Raw genomic sequence first — 15,299 nt, 5'->3', positions numbered from 1 at the left:
GGGGCGCGCAGGAATTTTTCACGGCAGGGCAAAGTGGTCGAAACCGGCGGCGTCGAGCTCGACTGCGCCGTTGGCGCCATCGACCAGGCGCAGACCCGGCGCCGCTTCAATCACGCCGACCCGGGTGACCACCGTGCCGCAGGCGAGCGCGGCCGCTTCGATGGCGGCGCGGCGGGCCGCATTGGCCGTAAAACACAGCTCGTAGTCGTCGCCACCCTGGGCGCAAAACTGGCGCCGCGTGCGCTGGTCCTGGCGCAGCAGCGCCGGGCCGGCCGGCAAGGCGTCGAGATTGATGCGGGCGCCCACCCGCGAGGCTGTCAGGATGTGGCCGAGGTCGCCAACAAAACCATCGGAAATATCCAGTGCTGCATGGGCCAGGTCGCCACTGACCAGCGCCTGCCCCAGCGCCAGGCGCGGTTCGGGCAGGTGCATGCGCTCACTGGCCAGCACCAGCGTGGCCTGGTCGACGGGAAACTCGTCGCGCAGGCCGGCCAGGGTCAGGCGGGCGTCGCCCAGGCTGCCCGACACCCAGACATCGTCGCCAGCGATGGCGCCACTGCGGCGCAGCGCCCGCCCGGGGGCGACTTCGCCAAACACGGTGATGCATATGTTCAAGGGGCCGCGCGTGGTGTCGCCGCCGATCAGCTCGCAGCCGTGGCGGTCGGCGAGGGCGAACAGGCCCGCGCTGAAACCGGCCAGCCAGTCGCGATCGGCTTTGGGTAGCGCCAGCGCCAGGGTGAAAGCGAGCGGGGTGGCGCCCATCGCGGCCAGATCAGACAAATTGACGGCGAGCGCCTTGTGACCAAGGCAGCGGGCATCGGCACCGGCAAAGAAATGGCGGTTTTCCACCAGCATGTCGGTGGAAATAGCCAGTTGCATGCCGGCCGACGGTTGCAGCAGGGCACAGTCGTCGCCGATGCCGAGAATGGCGCGGCCGGGGCGCTCGCGCACGAAGTATTGCTTGATGAGGTCGAATTCGGAGAGCATGTCCGATTTTACAACGGCGCAGGCGCGCCGTTGGTCAGGACAGGGCGGTCGCGTGTGCCTTGTCGAGTTCGCTCATCAGGGCGCTGCGCAGCGCTGGCGTGTGCAGCGTCAAACCAAAGCCGCGCATTATGCCGGCCTGATCGACAAAGCGGGCAACGATGCGCTCGCCGTCATCGACCGCCACCCAGCTCCCCGTGCTGCCCACCGGTGGTGGCGCCAGCGCCAGTTTCAGGCTGGCCGTCTTGACCACCACGGCGTCCGTTTTCAGCACGATCGGCGTCGGTGTCCCGGCCAGGGTGGCGCCGATGGCGCGCGCAGCGAGCAGCAGCGGGGCCACATACGGCAGCACCGTGCCGCCGTGGTCGGTGCTGTATTCGGCGCAGTCGCCCAATGCATAAATGCCGGCGGCGCTGGTGGCGCCGAACTGGTCGACGACGATGCCGCGGCCGGTGGCCAGGCCGGCAGCCGTGGCCAGCGCAATGGCGGGGCGCAGGCCGACCGCCGACAGCACCACATCGGCGGCGACTGCGCTGCCGTCGGCCAGCTCAACCACCAGGCCGTCTTCAGCGCGGCGCACCGCGCTGGCCGTGGTGCGCATTTTGAGGGTGATCGGCAGCGCCGCCCAGGCCTTGACCAGGGCGTCCGACAGCGCCGGCGCCGCCAGTGCCGCCAGCGGCCGCGCATTCGGGTCGATCAGGGTGACCTGGTGACCGCCAGCGACGAGGTCATCGGCGAATTCGCAGCCAATCAGGCCGGCGCCGAGAATGGTCACCCGGGCCGGGCCGGGCAGGTCAGCGAGGCGCTGGCGCAGCACGGCGTAATCGTCCAGGTGATTGACCGACAGCACGCGCTCGGCGGCGTCGCCGGCCAGCGCCAGGCGGATCGGCGTCGCCCCCAGCGCCAGCACGAGGTCGCGGTAGGCCAGGGTGCGGCCGTCGCTGCAGCCGATGGTGCGGGCGCTGCTGTCGATGTCGCTGACGGTCACGCCGCCGACGATGGTGGCGCCCAGCGTCGCTGCCATCTGCTCAGCGCTAAACGACAGCAGTTGCGCCGCTCCCTTGCCCATCGCCAGCGCGTTCGACAGCATCGGCTTCGCATACGAGCCGGCCTGGTCGCTCGAGACCAGCAGCAGCGGCGTGGTCTTGTCGAGCTTGCGAAATTCGCGGGCGACGGCGTAGGCCGCCATGCCGGCGCCGACGATGATCAGGGGCAGCGCATCGCTCATTTAGAGTTCCACCATGTCGAAGTCAGCCTTGGCGACGCCACAATCGGGGCAGGACCAGTCCGCCGGGATATCGTTCCACAGGGTGCCGGCGGCAATGCCTTCTTCGGGCAAGCCGACGCTTTCGTCGTAGATAAAGCCGCAAACGATGCACTGGTAAGTTTTCATGATGGTTTCCTTGGTAAATGAATGGGTAGCGACTGGTGGTTCAGGCGGCGGCGTTGAGCTTGTCGAGCGCCGCCTTGTAGTGATTGGCGTGGCGCTGTTCGACATTGACCAGGGCGGCAAACCGCTTGGCAGCAATCTCTAGCGTGCGCTTGAACTGGGCCGCGTGCACTTTCGACTCTTCGATCTGTTCATCGTACTCGGCAACGGCAGCGCGGTTGCCTTCTTCGATCGCCAGGTGACGAAACTTTGGATACATCTCGGTGTATTCGTAGGTTTCGCCCTCGATGGCGATTTCCAGCGAGCGCGCCGGGGTCATCTGGTCTTTCGGGTACAGCAGGTCGAGGTGGCCAAAGGCGTGCGCCACTTCCTGCTCGGCGGTCGCCTCGAAGGCCTCGGCGACGTCGATGGCGCCGGCAGCGCGCGCCAGCTTGGCAAAATAGCGGTACTTGATGTGGGCCATCGATTCGCCGGCAAAGGCGGCTTCGAGGTTGGCGATGGTGACTGACTGGATGTTGTTGCTCATGATGTACTCCTGGGAAGGTGAACCGCACGCTGTGCGGCGAATGAAACCATCATACCTGCGGGCATCATATTGGTAAATTGAATCGTTTTTATGATGTCGATAGTTTTTATGATTTATCTTTTATGCATTGTTCTGTCGTCCAGGCGGAGCTTGGTAAAAATACGTAGCTTATTGAAAGAATCAGTCTGATAAAATCGACAGTCCCCGTATAGCAAGGAAGGCTGCACAGCATGGATTCGAACTCAGACAATAAAGAACAACTGCGCCAGCAATTACGCACCGCCGCGCTCGATTATCACGAGCTGCCGCGTCCGGGCAAGATCAGCATCACGCCCACCAAGCAGGTGCTTAACCAGCGCGACCTGGCCCTGGCGTACACGCCGGGGGTGGCCGCGCCCTGTGAAGAAATTGTCAGCGATCCCGCCAATTCCTACAAATATACGGCGCGCGGCAACCTCGTCGCCGTGATTACCAACGGTACTGCCGTGCTGGGCCTGGGCAACATCGGGCCGCTGGCCGCCAAGCCTGTGATGGAAGGCAAGGCTGTCTTGTTCAAGAAATTTGCCGGTATCGATGTCTTCGATATCGAGATTGCCGAAAACGACCCCGATAAACTGGTCGATATCATTGCCGCCCTCGAGCCCACGTTCGGCGGCGTCAATCTGGAAGACATCAAGGCGCCCGAGTGCTTCTACATCGAGCGCAAGCTGCGCGAAAAGATGAAGATTCCCGTCTTCCACGACGACCAGCATGGTACTGCCATCATCGTCGGCGCTGCCATCATCAATGGCGTCAAGGTGTGCGGCAAGAAACTCGACGAATGCAAAATGGTGGTGTCGGGCGCCGGCGCTGCCGCGCTGGCCTGCCTGGAGTTGCTGGTCGACTTGGGCTTTCCGATTGAAAACATCACAGTCACCGACCTGGCTGGCGTGGTCTACAAGGGCCGTGTCGAACTGATGGATCCGGACAAGGCCCGCTTCGCCCAGGACACGCCGCACCGCACCCTGGCTGAAGTCATTCCTGGCGCCGATATTTTCCTCGGCCTGTCGGCCGGTGGCGTGCTCAAGCCGGCCATGGTGGCGGCGATGGCGAAACGGCCGCTGATCCTGGCGCTGGCCAATCCCCATCCGGAAATCCTGCCGGAAGAAGTCCACCTGGTGCGTGACGACGTCGTCATGGCCACTGGCCGTTCGGACTATCCGAACCAGGTCAACAATGTGCTGTGTTTCCCGTACATTTTCCGCGGCGCCCTCGATTGCGGCGCCACCACCATCACGCGCGAGATGGAAATCGCCGTGGTGCACGCCATCGCCGACCTCGCCCATGCCGAGCAGAGCGACATCGTGGCCACCACCTACGGCATCAACAACCTGTCGTTCGGTCCGGAATATCTGATCCCGATGCCGTTCGACCCGCGCCTGTTGACCCATATCGCACCGGCGGTGGCCAAGGCGGCCGTCGAATCGGGCGTGGCAACGCGGCCGATCGCCGATTTGCATGCGTATGCGCAAAGCCTGCAGCGCTTCGTCTATCGCAGTGGCAACTTCATGAAGCCGCTGTTCCAGATGGCCAAGGAAGTGGCGCCAGAACTCAAGCGCATCGTCTACGCCGAGGGCGAAGAAGAGCGCGTGTTGCGCGCCGTTCAAGTGGTGATCGATGAAAAACTGGCGCGTCCCATCCTCGTGGGCCGCCCTGCCGTGCTCGAGCAGCGGATTGCGAAATTCGGCCTGCGCCTGAAAGTGGGCGAGCATTTCGACGTCATCAACCCCGATCACGACGAGCGTTATCGCGATTACTGGCAGACTTATTATGCGATGGGCGCACGCAAGGGCGTCACGCAGGAATGGGCCAAGCTGGAAATGCGCCGCCGTCACACCCTGATCGGCGCCATGATGATCCACAAGGGCGACGCTGATGGCATGATCTGCGGCACCTTTGGCACCACCTGGCTGCATTTGCACTACATCGACCAGGTACTGGGCAAGCGGGCGGGCGTCAATTGCTATGGCGCCATGAATTTCCTCATCCTGCCAGAGCGTCAGCTGGCCATCGTCGACACCCACGTCAACGACAATCCAACTGCCGAGCAACTGGCGGAAATCACCGTCATGGCGGCCGAGGAAATGAGCCGTTTTGGCATCCTGCCCCGTGCGGCCTTGTTGTCGCATTCGAATTTTGGCTCGTCGGACACGCCATCGTCGCTGAAAATGCGCGAAGCGCTCGCCTTGATCCAGAAAAAAGCCCCCGAGCTGGAAGTCGATGGCGAAATGCATGGTGACGCCGCGCTCGATTCGAAGTTGCGCGCTGCCAGCATGCCGAACTCGACCTTGAAGGGCGATGCCAATCTGCTGGTGTTGCCGGACATCGACTCGGCCAATATTTCCTACAATCTCCTCAAGACCGCTGCCGGCAGCGGCGTTGCCATCGGCCCCGTGCTGCTCGGCTGCGCCAAGGCCGTGCACATCCTCACGCCGTCGGCCACCGTGCGCCGCATTGTCAACATGACCGCCTTGTGCGTGGTCGACGCAGTCGCCCAGCGCTGACGCAAACTCCGGCGGGACAGTAAACTCCGGCCGGAGTTCGGTATTTAAAGAGTAACAATCGGTAAAGCACACCGCTGTGCGAGGTAAACACGTCATAATATGTAACAGAGTTTATCTGGCGCGGCAGCCTGCGGACATGTGACCTTATGGTAACATTGTTATCCAGCAACTATATACCATTTGACGTCGAGTCTTATTTAAATATGCAAACAAGAAAAAAAGCGTTGATTACGGGCATTACCGGTCAAGATGGCGCCTATTTGGCGCAGTTGTTGTTGGAAAAAGGTTATGCCGTCACCGGCACCTATCGCCGTTCAAGTTCTGTCAATTTCTGGCGCATTGAAGAGCTCGGTATTCAGGCGCACCCCGAATTAAAGTTGGTCGAATATGACTTGACGGATCTGTCGTCGTCGATCCGCTTGATCGAGCAATGCGACCCCGATGAGATTTACAACCTGGCGGCGCAAAGTTTTGTGGGGGTCTCGTTCGACCAGCCACTGGCCACCGCGGCGATTACCGGCCTCGGCCCCGTTCACCTGCTCGAAGCGATTCGCGTGGTGAAGCCGAGCGCGCGCTTTTACCAGGCCTCGACTTCGGAAATGTTTGGCAAGGTGCAAGCGATTCCCCAGGTGGAAGACACGCCTTTTTATCCACGCAGCCCGTATGGCGTGGCCAAGCTGTATGCACACTGGATGACCATCAATTACCGCGAGTCGTACGGTATTTTTGGCGCCTCGGGCATTTTGTTCAACCACGAGTCGCCGCTGCGCGGCCGTGAATTTGTTACCCGCAAGATCACCGATTCAGTTGCCAAGATTGTGCTCGGCCAGCAGGACGTGCTTGAGTTGGGCAATCTCGACGCCAAGCGCGACTGGGGCTTTGCCAAGGAGTATGTTGATGGCATGTGGCGCATGCTGCAGGCTGATCAACCTGACACCTTTGTGTTGGCAACCAACCGCACCGAGACCGTGCGGCACTTCGTGCAGCTGGCGTTCGAGGCGGCCGACGTCGCCATCGTGTGGCGTGGCAGCGCCGAAGCAGAAGGGGGCTTTTGCGCCCGTAGCGGCAAGCAGCTGGTGCGCATCAGTCCCAAGTTTTATCGCCCCGCCGAAGTCGAGCTGCTCATCGGCGACCCGGCCAAGGCGCGCAGCGTGCTGGGATGGCAACCGACCACCACACTGGAACAGCTTGCTTCAATGATGGTCGAGGCTGATCTGCGCCGCAACAAATCCGGTTTTTCCTTCTAGGATGGCGCTCGTGTCCAGCCAGGCTTCCGCAGTGCCTGCGGGGGCCGGCCAGCGCGCACTGGTAACCGGCATCAATGGATTTACCGGTGCTTATGTTGCCGCTGAACTGAGCCAGGCGGGCTACCAGGTATTCGGTACGGTCAGCCCGCAGCAACGCCCGGGCCGCCAGCAGTTTGCCGTCGATCTGGGCGACGCACCGGCGCTCGAGGCCGTGGTGGCGCAGGTGCTGCCCGACGTCGTCGTTCACCTGGCCGCCATTTCCTTTGTCGCCCATGCCGATATCGATGTCATTTATCGCGTCAATATTGGTGGAACCCGCAATTTGCTGGCAGCGCTCGCTGCCTCGCCACACCGTTGCCGCAAGGTGCTGCTGGCGTCGTCTGCGAACGTGTATGGCAACGCCGATGTGGGCCTGATCGAAGAAACCCAGCCGCCCGCGCCCGCCAACGACTACGCCGTCTCCAAGCTGGCGATGGAATACATGGCGCGCCTGTGGGGCGAGCGCTTGCCGATCGTCATCGTGCGACCGTTCAATTACACAGGGCGCGGCCAGGATGAGCGGTTTCTGTTGCCGAAAATGGTGGCGCACTTCCGCCGCCGGGCGCCCACGATCGAACTGGGCCAGCTAAATATTGCCCGCGATTTTTCCGATGTGCGCAGCGTCGCTGCCGTCTACCGGCGCCTGCTCGACGGTGGCCAGGCTGGGGAAATCTACAACATCTGTTCGGGCCAGTCGGTGTCGCTGCAGGCTGCGCTCGATATGCTTGCCGACATCGCCGGCTACCGCATCGACGTGCACGTCAATCCCGCCTTCGTGCGCAGCAACGATGTGCTGACCCTGGCCGGCAATAATGCCAAGCTGATCGCGGCGATCGGTCCGATTGACTCGCTGCCTCTCTCCGCCACCCTGCGCTGGATGGTTGAGGAGTGAGTGCCTTGCGGGTTGGTCTGGGCACCACCATGATCGAGCCTTTGCTCAATGGTGGCCGCCAGGACGGCATCGGCGTCTACACGGCAGCGCTGCAGCGCCACTTGCCGGCCGCCGGCTGCCAGGTGAGCGCGTTTTCATATCCCCGCTGGGGCGCCGATGCCAGCGTGATCAGCGTCGGCCAGGCGCTGCCGCAATCATTCGAAGCGGCCACCCTGCGCGACCTGATCGCGCCGAAGGCCCATCGCATGCACATGCCGGTCGACATTTTTCATACCCCCGACTACCGCCTGGTGCGTATGGATTGCCCGCAGGTGGCCAGTCTGCATGATGCCTTGCCGATCAGCCATCCAGAGTGGTGCAATCCACGCTTGCGCGGCCTGAAAAACTGGCTGCAACGCAGCGCCACGCGCAAGGCCGACCACGTCATCGCGCTGTCGCATTTCGCCATCGATGAACTGGTGTCCTGCTTTGGCATCGATGACAGCCGCGTCAGCGTGGTGCCATGCGGTATCGACGACGGCTGGCTGGCGGCGCCGGCGCCGGCGGCGGTGCGCGCCACGCTGGCGGCCAACGGCTTGCGCGAAGGATATTTTTTATTTGTCGGCACCTTGCAGCCGCGTAAAAACGTCGAGCGCATCATCGCCGCCTGGCAGCGGCTGCCGACGGCCACCCGTGCCGAGCGCCAACTGGTCCTCGTTGGCAGCAGCGGCTGGCGTTGCGAAGACACCGTGCGCCGCATCGATGGCGCCCGCCAGCGTGGCGAACATATCGTCTGGCTCAATGCGCTCACCGACAGCACCGCACTGCGTCACGTGTATGCGGGCGCCGGCGTGTTTGTATTCCCGTCGCTCTACGAGGGCTTTGGTATTCCCGTAGTTGAAGCGATGGGCGCCGGTGTGCCCGTGGTGACCTCGAATACCAGTTCGCTGCCCGAGGTGAGTGCCGGCGCCGCCGTCGAAGTCGATCCGCTCGACGTGGACGCCCTCAGCGCGGCCATGCAAGCGCTGGCCGAGCAGCCAGCCCTGCGCGCCCACTGTATCGCGGCAGGCGTGGCGCGTGCGGCAACGCTGACCTGGCGCGAAACGGCGCGCCAGACCGCCGCCGTCTATCACCGTGTCCTGTCGCGCTGAAGGCGGCGCGGCCGACCTGCACCCTCCCATGCGAATTCTTCATTTTTATAAAGATTACTTTCCCGACTCAACGGGCGGCATCGAGGAAGTGATCCGCCAGATTTGCGTGGGCACGGGCCGCATTGGCGCCACCAGCGAGGTGCTCACGCTCACCACCAGCGATCAGCTGGCGCCGATCGCCTTTGAGGGCCATACCATTTACCGCGTGCATCGCGATCTGAATATTGCCTCGACGGGGATCGCGCTGGCGGCGTTCGGCGAGCTCAAGCGGCGGGCGGCGCAGGCCGATATCGTGCACTACCATTTTCCGTGGCCCTTCATGGATCTGGCGCACTTTGCCGCTGGCATCAACAAGCCCACCGTGGTCACCTACCACTCGGACATCGTGCGGCAAAAGATGTTGTTGCGCTTGTACACGCCCTTGAAGCGCCGGTTTTTGCAAAGCGTGGACACCATCGTCGCCACCTCGCCCAATTACCTGGCGACCTCGACCGTGCTTGAGCGCTACCGTGACAAGACCCGCACCATTACTTACGGGCTCGACAAATCCATCTATCCGAGCGCCGATGCCGCCCTGCTGGCCAAGTGGCGCGCCGTGGTGGGCGAGAAGTTTTTTCTGTTCGTCGGCGTGCTGCGCTATTACAAGGGATTGCACATCCTGCTCGATGCGGTGGCCGACCTCGACTACCCGGTGGTGATCGTCGGCGCCGGTCCCAGCGAAGTCGAGCTGAAGGCGCACGCCGTCCGCCTGGGCTTGACCCATGTGCTATTCCTCGGTTTTCTCGACGATATCGACAAGGTCGCGCTGCTGACCCTGTGCTATGCCATGGTGTTCCCATCGCACTTGCGCTCGGAAGCGTTCGGCATCTCCCTGCTCGAGGGCGCCATGTACGGCAAACCGCTCATATCCAGCGAAATTGGCACCGGCACGTCCTACATCAATGTCCATGATGAAACGGGGCTGGTGGTACCGCCCAGCGATGCCCCCGCCTTGCGCCAGGCCATGGTGACGTTGTGGAACAACCCGCAGCAGGCGCAGGTGATGGGACTGCGGGCGTTTGAACGCTATAACACGCTGTTCACCGCCGAGCGCATGGCCAGCAATTACATGGCGCTGTACCGTGAACTGATGGCCAGGCATGCCGATCAGGCGCGGCTTTGACGCCGGCTCAGCGATGCAGATAATCGACGCCGCCGCCACCCGCGCGGCCTTGCCGTTCGATGCGCTCATTGCTGCGCTCGAAGCGCTGTTCATCGCCGGTTGCACGACGCCGGCGCGCCACGTGCACCGGATCGGCGCCACCGGCACCAGCCTGATCATGCCGGCCTGGCAGGCCGACTATTTCGGCGTCAAGACCGTCAACATCTTTCCTGACAACCGTGCGCGCGCTGTGCCCGCCTTGTTTTCCACCTACATGCTGTATGACGCTGTCAGTGGTGCGCCGCTGGCGCAGATCGACGGCGATGAAATCACCGCGCGCCGCACGGTGGCAGCGTCCAGCCTGGCGGCGCGTTACCTGGCCCGGCCTGACGCCGGGCGCCTGCTGGTGGTCGGCGCGGGCCGCGTTGCCAGCCTGCTGGCCGAGGCCTACAGCGCCGTGCGGCCGCTGCGCCAGGTGCAGGTATGGAGCCGCACGCCGGACGCCGCCACGGCGCTGGTTGGCACCCTGTGCGCCCAAGGCTACGCCGCCACCGTGTGCACCGACCTTGAAGCGGGCGTGCGCCAGGCCGACATCGTCAGTTGCGCCACGCTGTCGACGGCCCCCCTGATCCGAGGTGACTGGTTGCAGCCGGGCAGCCACCTCGACCTGATCGGCGGTTTTACGCCGCAGATGGTGGAGGCCGACGACGCCTGCTTTGCCGGCGCTGCCATCTATGTCGATACCGAAGAAGCTTTGCAAAAAGCCGGTGATCTGCTGGGGCCGATGGCGCGCGGCGTGTTTAGCGCCGCCGACGTCCAGGGCACGCTGGCGCAACTGTGCCGCGGCGAGCGGGAAGGGTGCAACGGGGATGCCGCCCGCACCGTCTTCAAATCGGTCGGCAGCGCGCTGGAAGATCTGGCGGCGGCGATGCTGGTGATGCAAATGCAGGCAGCCATCGCGCAGACGCAAAAAAGCCCCTGACCGCTGACGCTGTAGGGGCTTCTTGACAAATTACTTGTAACTGATCGCGTTGAAGGCTGGTGCCCAGAGCCGGAATCGAACCGGCACGCCGCGAAGCGGCAGATTTTGAGTCTGCTGTGTCTACCAGTTCCACCATCCGGGCAGCATTACAGCACGTCAAACGCAAGCCACATATTATAGACGAGGCGGGCGTATAAAACGAGGGTTTTATACCGATAGCCGTTGCTGTAGCTGGCGCAGCGCGGGCAGCGGGCCGCCGACCGTGATGGCGTGGGCGTGCACGGTAAGCGCGATGGTGCCATCGTTCCAGTGCGGCAGGCGCGAGCGCCGCCGGTAGCTGCGCGTGCGCGGGTCGGTGCACCCTTCGGAGATGTAGCCCATCTCGCCGAGCGTGCGATCGAGCGTATTGACAAAGTGGGCGGCGTCGAAACGGGTGTGCACATCGAAACGCCCCGGCAGGACGGCCAATAATGGCAAGCTGCCGCCGAGCAGCACCGGGATGACGATCCACGCCGCCGGCGCCGTTGGATCGAGATGCATCATCAGCGCGGCGATGAGTGCCAGCCCGCTCGAGACGGCCAGCGCCAGCGCCGCCAGTGGGCGCCATGACTGCCGCTCATGCGGCAGGCGGGGCGCCCACTGCACGGGCACGACGGGTGAGAGCGAGACGCTTTTCATGATGCGCTCCTTCGAATCGTTGCTGCGAAGGCTTTATTCTCGACGACGAGTGCGCTAACGGATTGATATTGCTCAAGCGGGCGAGCGAGCTGGTCCCTATTGCGGGTGCATCGATGCCGTCGATGGCAGCAGCGTTGGCAAGACCTCGCCGGCAGGGGCATCGACGCGGCGGAACAGGCGGAAGCGCTCATCGCGATCGGTGGCACGGCGCCCCTCCCACAGGGGCAACCATTGCCGGCCGCGAAAGGCCTGGCTCACTTCATGGTCGTCTTCCAGGTGCACACTGTCCTGTAATAACAACAGCTGGCATTGCTTGTGCTGGAGGCCGGCAAACGCCAGCGCGCCGTAATAGGCGAAGGCGGCGCGTTGGGCTGGCGCCACGTTGGTGATGATGCAACCGCCGCCAGCGGGCAGGTGGGCGGCGATCTGCTGGGCCACGCTGCGGTAGCTCTTGCCATAATTGAGCGCCGGCAGCATCAGGGTCATCAGCAGCACCCAGAACAGGATCAGTCCGCCCGACGACAGCACCACCGCCCGCCACAACACGGCAGGGTGGCGCGAAATGCGCCAGTGCACCAGGAAAAACCAGCCGATGGTGGCCGCCGCCGCCACCGCGAAGGCAAGCAGGCCGAACTGCGGATGGAAGTCGGGCAACAGGCGCGCGGCGTTGCGGGCAAACTGGGTCGGCCAGCCGGTCATCATGGCCAGCCAAAAGACCCAGACGCCGGCGGCAATCATGGTCAGCACCATCACCGAAAACCAGTCGATGGCATTGATGGCGCCCCGTTTCATCGCCGGCAGGCCGAAGGCGGCCATGATCGACAGGGGCGCCAGCAGTTTTAACAGGTCGCCGTTTTCCGGTGACGGGTCGCACAGGATCAGCACCGTGAGGGCGCCGACAAAACTGAGCGGGACAACGATGTGCAGCAGGTGGTGCTGGCGCCGCCAGGCATACATGGCCCACAGGGCAAATGGCCAGGCGGGCCAGAAAAACCACATGCCGACGCGGCTGAGATATTTCAGCGAATGCCAGCTGGGCATGCCGACCTGGCTCAGGTTCCACGCCAGCCAGCCATCGACCGGCGCCATGCCATATGGCTGCAGCAGTGCCGCCGGCACCAGCCACAGCATGGTCAGTAGCACGGCGGTCAGGCCGGCCACCGCCAGGTCGCGCACGGTGACGACGGCGGCGATGTTGAGAAAGCGGGTGCAAAAGAACAGCGCCAGCAGCAGTGCCGCCGGCGCGATCCAGCCGCGCGTGAGAGTCAGGCCGCCGAGGGCGAGGCCGACCAGCACGGCATTGCCGCTGCTGGCCGTTTCCACGTAGCGGGTGGCGCGGTAGACAAACAAGGCGAGTAACGAACCCTGCAGCGTGACTGCCAGCGTTTCGTGGCTGTGTAACAACAGGCCGAGGCAGCCCAGGTAGATCAGCAGGGCGGTATCGGCCAGCGTGCGGCCATAGTCGTTCGGTTCGGGCTGGCCGCCGAAGGCCAGCCGCAGCGGTTGCGCATCGGCGCGCCGGCCCAGGTGAAAGGCGGCGTACCACACCGACAGGGCGCCGGTGACAAAGATACCGATGGTCGACACGCGCGCAGCCATGACGTCGCCCAGCAGCCAGCCAAACAGCTTGATGCACAGCGCCCCCAGCCAGAACGCCAGCGGCCCCTCGTCGGGCACTGGCAGGCCGGCGATGTTGGGCAGCAGCCAGTCGTTCAGGCCGCCGTGCGCCATGGTCCACATGATGCCGAAGCTGGCGGCGTCGTCTTTCCACGGGTCGCGGCCAATCAGGCCCGGCAGGATGTACAACAGGCCCAGGCCAAACACTGCCCAGCGGGGCAGGGCGAGGGTGGCGGCGGCGGCGAGACGGACTGGCTTCATCGGCATGGAGTGGCGGGCACAGCCCTGATTTCTGATAGTGCGTAGTATCCGCGAAAAAAAAGCAGCCGTAGCTGCTTTTTTCACCGGCTTCGAACAACTTAGCCGTTGGCGACGGCGGTTTTCGAACCGACGGTGCCGAATTTCTGGCGGAATTTCTCGACGCGGCCGGCGGTGTCGACGATCTTGTGCTTGCCGGTGTAGAACGGGTGCGATTCAGCCGATACCTCGATCTTCACCAGTGGGTACTCTTTACCGTCGTGGGTAATTTTGTCACGGGTCTGGATGGTCGAGCGGGAAACGAATTTGAAGTCGCACGAAACGTCGTGGAACACAACATCGCGGTAATCTGGGTGGATATCTTTACGCATGGTCTTGCCTCATTAGTGTCGGTAGCCAAACAGCACTTCGTCGATCGTCTTGCCTCGTGACCCGATTGCCGCTCACTTGCCTGGGGGTTAAATACTGCAACCCGCGATTGTACAAGGATTTGCCGGCGCGGTCATCAAAAAAAAGGACACCGCAGTGTCCTTGTATTGGCTGGCAGAATTAGCCGCCGCGGCGCATCAAGTCAAAGAACTCATTGTTGTTCTTAGTGGCCTTCATCTTGTCGAGGATGAACTCCATCGCTTCGATCTCGTCCATCGAGTACAGCAGCTTGCGCAAAATCCAGATTTTTTGCAGCTGGTCCGGCTTGATCAGCAGTTCTTCGCGGCGGGTACCCGATTTGTTCAGGTTGATGGCCGGGTAGACGCGTTTCTCGGCCAGGCGGCGCTCGAGGTGGACTTCCATGTTACCGGTGCCCTTGAATTCCTCGAAAATCACGTCATCCATGCGCGAACCGGTTTCGATCAGCGCGGTGGCGATGATGGTCAGCGAGCCGCCTTCTTCGATATTGCGGGCGGCGCCAAAGAAGCGTTTCGGCCGCTGCAGCGCATTGGCGTCGACACCACCGGTCAAGACCTTGCCGGAGGCAGGGATGACGGTGTTGTAGGCGCGCGCCAGGCGGGTGATCGAGTCGAGCAAGATCACCACGTCTTTTTTCATTTCGACCAAGCGCTTGGCTTTTTCCAGCACCATTTCGGCGACCTGCACGTGGCGGGTGGCCGGCTCGTCGAAGGTGGAAGCCACCACTTCGCCGCGTACCGAGCGTTGCATTTCGGTCACTTCTTCCGGCCGTTCGTCGATCAGCAGGACGATCAGGGTGCAGTCAGGATGGTTCGCCGTAATCGCGTGCGCCATGTGCTGCAGGATGACCGATTTGCCCGATTTCGGCGAGGCCACCAGCAAACCGCGCTGGCCCTTGCCGATGGGTGCGATCAAATCGATGATGCGGCCCGTGATGTTTTCCTGACCCATCATCTCGCGTTCGAGGCGCAGCGGCTCGTTCGGGTGCAGGGGCGTCAGGTTTTCGAACAGGATGCGGTGCTTGGAGGCTTCCGGCGATTCGCCGTTGACCTTGTCGACCTTCACCAGGGCAAAGTAGCGCTCGCCATCTTTCGGGGTGCGCACTTCGCCTTCGATGGAGTCGCCCGTGTGCAAATTGAAACGGCGGATTTGCGACGGCGAGATATAGATGTCGTCGGTCGAGGCCATGTAGGAAGCGTCGGGCGAGCGCAGGAAGCCAAAGCCATCCGGCAGCACTTCGAGGGCGCCGTCGCCAAAAATTTGTTCACCGGACTTTGCGCGCTTTTTCAGGATCGCGAACATCAGTTCCTGTTTGCGCAAGCGGGCCGCGTTGTCGATGTCGAGGCCAATTGCCATCTCGAGAAGCGCCGAGACGTGCATTGCCTTCAGTTCAGATAAGTGCATGTGTTGAGTCCCGTGACGGGAAAGTAAGGTAGGGGAGGGAACTACGTGGGTTTATCAAGT

14 protein-coding genes and 1 tRNA gene are annotated in these 15,299 nt (G+C 62.9%); 6 read left to right on the top strand and 9 right to left on the bottom strand.

Annotated elements, in window-relative coordinates; all coding sequences use genetic code 11:
- Window positions 1-18 precede the first annotated feature (18 nt).
- From thiL to ACP7BZ_RS16875, 4 genes are read right to left on the bottom strand one after another with little or no spacing between them, the layout of a single operon-like run.
- Window positions 19-987 carry a thiamine-phosphate kinase gene (thiL, locus tag ACP7BZ_RS16890; RefSeq protein ID WP_426115209.1) on the bottom strand — a complete coding sequence of 323 codons (969 nt, stop codon included), beginning with the start codon at window positions 985-987 and terminating at the stop codon, window positions 19-21.
- A 34-nt stretch (window positions 988-1,021) separates the two neighbouring features.
- A complete protein-coding gene (locus ACP7BZ_RS16885) occupies window positions 1,022-2,212 on the bottom strand; it encodes an NAD(P)/FAD-dependent oxidoreductase (RefSeq protein WP_426115207.1) in 1,191 nt (396 codons plus the stop codon).
- Window positions 2,213-2,377 (bottom strand): rubredoxin, encoded by a 165-nt coding sequence (locus tag ACP7BZ_RS16880; RefSeq protein ID WP_426115205.1) that lies wholly within the window; start codon window positions 2,375-2,377, stop codon window positions 2,213-2,215.
- A gap of 40 nt (window positions 2,378-2,417) precedes the next feature.
- Window positions 2,418-2,900: a rubrerythrin family protein gene (locus ACP7BZ_RS16875; protein WP_426115203.1), complete on the bottom strand. Its 483-nt coding sequence runs from the start codon at window positions 2,898-2,900 to the stop codon at window positions 2,418-2,420.
- Window positions 2,901-3,130: 230 nt separating this feature from the next.
- Between ACP7BZ_RS16875 and ACP7BZ_RS16870 the strand changes: the two genes are divergently transcribed.
- From ACP7BZ_RS16870 to ACP7BZ_RS16845, 6 genes are all read left to right on the top strand, one after another.
- Complete coding sequence (locus ACP7BZ_RS16870) at window positions 3,131-5,443, top strand: NADP-dependent malic enzyme (protein ID WP_426115201.1); 2,313 nt, start codon at window positions 3,131-3,133, stop codon at window positions 5,441-5,443.
- A gap of 203 nt (window positions 5,444-5,646) precedes the next feature.
- Entirely contained in the window at window positions 5,647-6,690 is a 1,044-nt protein-coding gene (gmd, locus tag ACP7BZ_RS16865) for a GDP-mannose 4,6-dehydratase (RefSeq protein WP_426115199.1), read from the top strand.
- 1 nt (window position 6,691) lies between these two features.
- Window positions 6,692-7,621 carry an NAD-dependent epimerase/dehydratase family protein gene (locus ACP7BZ_RS16860; protein WP_426115197.1) on the top strand — a complete coding sequence of 310 codons (930 nt, stop codon included), beginning with the start codon at window positions 6,692-6,694 and terminating at the stop codon, window positions 7,619-7,621.
- A gap of 29 nt (window positions 7,622-7,650) precedes the next feature.
- On the top strand, window positions 7,651-8,751 hold the full coding sequence (locus ACP7BZ_RS16855; RefSeq protein ID WP_426115195.1) for a glycosyltransferase family 4 protein: 1,101 nt from the start codon (window positions 7,651-7,653) through the stop codon (window positions 8,749-8,751).
- A gap of 28 nt (window positions 8,752-8,779) precedes the next feature.
- Window positions 8,780-9,913, top strand: coding sequence for a glycosyltransferase family 4 protein (locus ACP7BZ_RS16850; RefSeq protein WP_426115193.1), 1,134 nt, complete (start codon window positions 8,780-8,782; stop codon window positions 9,911-9,913).
- Window positions 9,914-9,926: 13 nt separating this feature from the next.
- Entirely contained in the window at window positions 9,927-10,874 is a 948-nt protein-coding gene (locus ACP7BZ_RS16845) for an ornithine cyclodeaminase family protein (RefSeq protein ID WP_426115191.1), read from the top strand.
- 57 nt (window positions 10,875-10,931) lie between these two features.
- On the opposite strand, the gene ACP7BZ_RS16840 is transcribed toward ACP7BZ_RS16845, so the two are convergent.
- The 5 genes from ACP7BZ_RS16840 to rho all read right to left on the bottom strand — a co-directional run bounded on the left by ACP7BZ_RS16840 (window position 10,932) and on the right by rho (window position 15,239).
- A tRNA-Leu gene (locus tag ACP7BZ_RS16840) sits at window positions 10,932-11,016 on the bottom strand.
- A gap of 65 nt (window positions 11,017-11,081) precedes the next feature.
- The gene (locus ACP7BZ_RS16835) at window positions 11,082-11,552 is read right to left on the bottom strand and encodes a hypothetical protein (protein WP_426115189.1); all 471 of its coding nucleotides are present in this window, start codon (window positions 11,550-11,552) and stop codon (window positions 11,082-11,084) included.
- Window positions 11,553-11,648: 96 nt separating this feature from the next.
- The gene (locus ACP7BZ_RS16830; RefSeq protein WP_426115187.1) at window positions 11,649-13,430 is read right to left on the bottom strand and encodes an ArnT family glycosyltransferase; all 1,782 of its coding nucleotides are present in this window, start codon (window positions 13,428-13,430) and stop codon (window positions 11,649-11,651) included.
- A gap of 98 nt (window positions 13,431-13,528) precedes the next feature.
- The gene (locus ACP7BZ_RS16825; protein ID WP_426115185.1) at window positions 13,529-13,798 is read right to left on the bottom strand and encodes a type B 50S ribosomal protein L31; all 270 of its coding nucleotides are present in this window, start codon (window positions 13,796-13,798) and stop codon (window positions 13,529-13,531) included.
- A 178-nt stretch (window positions 13,799-13,976) separates the two neighbouring features.
- The gene (rho, locus tag ACP7BZ_RS16820) at window positions 13,977-15,239 is read right to left on the bottom strand and encodes a transcription termination factor Rho (RefSeq protein ID WP_099787178.1); all 1,263 of its coding nucleotides are present in this window, start codon (window positions 15,237-15,239) and stop codon (window positions 13,977-13,979) included.
- Window positions 15,240-15,299 lie beyond the last annotated feature (60 nt).

It is taken from the genome of Massilia sp. PWRC2, from assembly GCF_049896725.1.
Classification (GTDB): Bacteria; Pseudomonadota; Gammaproteobacteria; order Burkholderiales; family Burkholderiaceae_D; genus JAFCUW01.
The sequence above is the reverse complement of the archived record's forward strand: the minus strand, read 5'-3'. Positions and strand labels throughout refer to the sequence as shown.

Coding starts and splice junctions, on each gene's coding strand:
- ACP7BZ_RS16835 (WP_426115189.1), bottom strand. CDS start 11,552: ATGAAAAGCGTCTCGCTCTCACCCGTCGTGCCCGTGCAGTGGGCGCCC.
- ACP7BZ_RS16880 (WP_426115205.1), bottom strand. CDS start 2,377: ATGAAAACTTACCAGTGCATCGTTTGCGGCTTTATCTACGACGAAAGC.
- ACP7BZ_RS16885 (WP_426115207.1), bottom strand. CDS start 2,212: ATGAGCGATGCGCTGCCCCTGATCATCGTCGGCGCCGGCATGGCGGCC.
- ACP7BZ_RS16870 (WP_426115201.1), top strand. CDS start 3,131: ATGGATTCGAACTCAGACAATAAAGAACAACTGCGCCAGCAATTACGC.
- ACP7BZ_RS16830 (WP_426115187.1), bottom strand. CDS start 13,430: ATGAAGCCAGTCCGTCTCGCCGCCGCCGCCACCCTCGCCCTGCCCCGC.
- rho (WP_099787178.1), bottom strand. CDS start 15,239: ATGCACTTATCTGAACTGAAGGCAATGCACGTCTCGGCGCTTCTCGAG.
- ACP7BZ_RS16875 (WP_426115203.1), bottom strand. CDS start 2,900: ATGAGCAACAACATCCAGTCAGTCACCATCGCCAACCTCGAAGCCGCC.
- ACP7BZ_RS16845 (WP_426115191.1), top strand. CDS start 9,927: ATGCAGATAATCGACGCCGCCGCCACCCGCGCGGCCTTGCCGTTCGAT.
- ACP7BZ_RS16860 (WP_426115197.1), top strand. CDS start 6,692: ATGGCGCTCGTGTCCAGCCAGGCTTCCGCAGTGCCTGCGGGGGCCGGC.
- ACP7BZ_RS16855 (WP_426115195.1), top strand. CDS start 7,651: ATGATCGAGCCTTTGCTCAATGGTGGCCGCCAGGACGGCATCGGCGTC.
- gmd (WP_426115199.1), top strand. CDS start 5,647: ATGCAAACAAGAAAAAAAGCGTTGATTACGGGCATTACCGGTCAAGAT.
- ACP7BZ_RS16850 (WP_426115193.1), top strand. CDS start 8,780: ATGCGAATTCTTCATTTTTATAAAGATTACTTTCCCGACTCAACGGGC.
- ACP7BZ_RS16825 (WP_426115185.1), bottom strand. CDS start 13,798: ATGCGTAAAGATATCCACCCAGATTACCGCGATGTTGTGTTCCACGAC.
- thiL (WP_426115209.1), bottom strand. CDS start 987: ATGCTCTCCGAATTCGACCTCATCAAGCAATACTTCGTGCGCGAGCGC.